Genomic DNA, 2,648 nt, shown 5'->3' with positions numbered 1-2,648 from the left:
AAAAAAGACATTCCCTAGGGATAAGTTAAATTGTGCTTTTCGCAAGATTATTGCATCTAACTAAGTGCAAAAATACAACAAAATCAGCAAATTAATAATACTAATGGCATTGATTAGATAAAATTAAGTTTTTTTTTGACAACTTGGTATAATGGAATGAAAGGTAGTTATACAGTTAAAAGACCCCGCTTACTAACGGGGTCATCAGTTCAAAAAGGCTCCTCCTTCGGTAAGACTTTGGTCGCCGGGGGAGGTTTTTTTTTAAATTGAAAGGGTAAAAAAGTAATGAAGCCCAAAAGCATAACAGGAGATTAACCTGTCACTAACCAACTCACCTTATACCCAACTGCCTGTTAGCTTCTTCAAAGAATGATTTGAAACTAGGCTCGTTAGGTACAAGCAAAACCAACCTGCGAAGGTAAGGCAGTGCCTCAGACCAGCGATCATTTTGAGCAAGTAATTCGCTTATTCGCTGAAGGAATTCCGGATTATTGGGCTGAAGCCGAATGGATTGCTCAAATGAACGAACTGCATCCTCAACTCGATTGCTTTGCCAATAAGCTATCGCCAGGTTGTGGGTTACCCGAGGGTTCTCAGGCCAATGCCAGGCAGCTCGTTCCAAGGAACGAATGGCTTCGGGTAAGCGTTTCGTATCTTCAGCAAGAAGCAAACCAAGCGAGTAATGCACCTGCCCCCAGGTTGGCTGGATACGGGCAGATTCGCGGAGCAACCCTTCGGCTTCTACCACCCTACCCGATGCACTCAGTAAGGTGGCGAGGTTCATTCTCGCCGGTACAAAAAGATCGTCCCTGACGATAGCATTCCGGTAGTGACGCTCGGCTTTGGCAGGTTCTCCTTGGTTTTCTTCCAAGATCCCCAGGGAAAGATGGGACTCAGCTCGATCTAAATTGCTATTATAACGAGACTTGAGCTCCTCCAAGACCCCTTCAAATAAAGATAGCTCTTCCTTTTTGAAGTAAGACTTTGGCAATGTCGCCAAGACACGGGCGGCTTCAGTCCTAACCGATCGAACAGAATCCCGGAGAACCGGGACTAAATATTGATACAAATCAGATGGTTCCGAACTCTCCAATTTGGACACCGCTGCAACACGAACAACCGATTGATTGGAATCCAGTTGTCGAACAGCTTCCTCTGTGGATGATTCGCTTATAAATGAACGCAATGCCAATAAAGCTCCTGATTGAGTAAAGGCTGGAGCGGTCTCATCCTGGCTTGCCTTGAGTAAAAGTTTTTCCGACCCAGGAGCACCGGACCGATAGGCATGAAACGCACCGGGATGACGAGCCTCCTTTGGCCGAATTGGTCCCTTTATTCGCTCAATCGCACCTGCAGCCCACTCGAAAGATTTATCAGAATGGCAATTATTACAGGCATTAGGGTGCCCAAATTTTGCGGATAGATCCGGTCGGGGAATCCGTATACTATGATCCCTTCGGGAATCAATAACCATGTAATTTTTATGAGGCATGTGGCATTCCACGCAATTAGCCCCTTTTGTACCCATCTCATGAAAATGGTGCCCCGGATTATCAAAACCTGCCGGATTTTTATCACTTGGCTCATGACAACGGGTGCAAAGCTGATTATCGTAATGATGCAGTTTGCTAGTATGGGCATCATGGCAATCGGTGCACTTGACCCCCTGATGAAACATCTTGCTCTGAATGTAAGAACCGTAAACATAGACCTCATCGTCGATTTGACCATCTACATGATAAGTAGGAACCTGCATCTCGGGTGACCAAGGTTGCGTGACCTCCGGAAGGAAATGGTCAAGGAAACGATTGCCTGCATGGTGACCAGGATGAACCATGGACCTTCTCGCATGGCATTTGGCGCATGATTCGATCTGTGCTACATTAGTGGAATTAATATCTGCCAATGCAAAATCAGCAATACCAGCCCACCCTGCACCGGATTTCGCCTGGGCGACATGCTCAGCCCCGGGACCATGACAAGATTCACAGGCCACATTAATTTCAGAATATTTTGTGGAAAAAGCCTGCGTGGAAAAATCAAATTCTTTACGCAGGTTTGTCGAGTGGCAATCAGCACACATGTGATCCCAATTCTGTAAGGAACGGGTCCAAAACAAAGGGTCTTCCGGAGCAATGCGTTCATCCGGGTAGAGATGATACCATTCCTTTTTTTTGACATCCCAACAAGTAGGTAGTACCTGAAGCCGACCATCAGGAAATTTAATTAGGTATTGCTGAAGAGGCTCCCACCCGAAGGTGTAAGCAACCTCGAAGGTTTCCAGTTCCCCCTCCTGGTTTTCGGTTTCCACCAAGTATTTTTTCCCTTTACGAAAAAATTTGGTAGTTACTCCATAATTATCAAATGTAGAACCATTGAAGTCCGCACGGACTGTTTGCTCATTGGGCAATTCCATAGCGTGAAAATGGTGACTATTTTCCCATTTTTCATGAACTTGGTCATGACATTCCGCGCAAGTATCTGCACCAACATACTGATCAACGAGATAAATTTCGTCTTTATGGACAGAAGGTCTATGCGGGTTTACTTTCTCAGAATCGGAACAACTCCAAACCGTCAGAAAAGTCACTAGTAAAATCGTACAAAAACAAACTTTACCTTTGAATGGGGATGAACCAAATAATTCT

1 protein-coding gene is annotated in these 2,648 nt (G+C 45.1%); it reads right to left on the bottom strand.

Annotated features, from left to right (window positions below; translation table 11 throughout):
- Positions 1-331 precede the first annotated feature (331 nt).
- On the bottom strand, positions 332-2,648 hold a 2,317-nt coding region (locus ACKPQ4_RS06620; protein WP_407680408.1), incomplete at its 5' end, for a tetratricopeptide repeat protein.

The sequence above is a fragment of the Candidatus Chordibacter forsetii genome, assembly GCF_964187505.1.
GTDB classification, from domain to species: Bacteria; Verrucomicrobiota; Verrucomicrobiia; order Opitutales; family Seribacteraceae; genus Chordibacter; species Chordibacter forsetii.
The sequence above is the reverse complement of the archived record's forward strand: the minus strand, read 5'-3'. Positions and strand labels throughout refer to the sequence as shown.